The sequence below is a fragment of the Halorubrum sp. AJ67 genome, from assembly GCF_000513435.1.
The window spans coordinates 64,980-65,593 of record NZ_CBVY010000016.1 but is presented as its reverse complement, the minus strand read 5'-3'; the positions used below and the strand labels follow the sequence as shown (position 1 = coordinate 65,593).

Below are 614 nucleotides of genomic sequence, written 5' to 3'. Positions count from 1 at the left end.
GGCGACCGCGGACGCCGTCGCCGACGGCGAATGACGGTCCGCACGCGGCCTCTCGCATCGCCACGCATTTGCTATCGCGGAATGTCCCTCGAAACTATGGAGCAACGCGACGCCCGGTTCGTCCTCCTGAGTACCCTCCTCGCGTGTATCCTGTTGAACACGCTCGACGCCCCGACTACCAGATGGTTCCGGACGGCGTCGTTCGCCCTCGCGTACGCGACGTTGCTCTACGCCGGCTACGTGGTCGTCCGTCCCCGCCTCGAGTGGCTTCCCGCCCGGTGACCGACCGCGTTCGGACCCCTGACTTTAGTCCCTCGCGCGCTTCAAGTCGACCATGCGCGTCGCCTCCCTGCTGCCATCCGCCACGGAGACGCTGTTCGCCCTCGGCGTCGAACCGGTCGGCACCTCGCACAGCTGCGACCACCCGCCGGCCGCCCGCGAGCTACCGACGCTGACAAGCACCGTCGTCGACTACGAGGACCGCTCGGCGAGCGACATCGACGCCCAGATGCGCGCGGTCGACGGCGCGGTCTACGACCTCGACGAGGAGCGGCTCGCCGCCCTGGAGCCGGACCTCCTCGTCACGCAGGCGACCTGTGACATCTGCGCGGTGG

At 69.2% G+C, this 614-nt stretch carries 1 protein-coding gene and 1 pseudogene; both read left to right on the top strand.

Going from position 1 to position 614, the window contains the following annotated elements; translation table 11 throughout:
• Positions 1-96 precede the first annotated feature (96 nt).
• Positions 97-282, top strand: coding sequence for a hypothetical protein (locus BN903_RS12160; protein WP_048077977.1), 186 nt, complete (start codon positions 97-99; stop codon positions 280-282).
• 52 nt (positions 283-334) lie between these two features.
• Positions 335-614 (top strand): annotated as a pseudogene (locus BN903_RS12155) (cobalamin-binding protein); the annotation flags it as partial.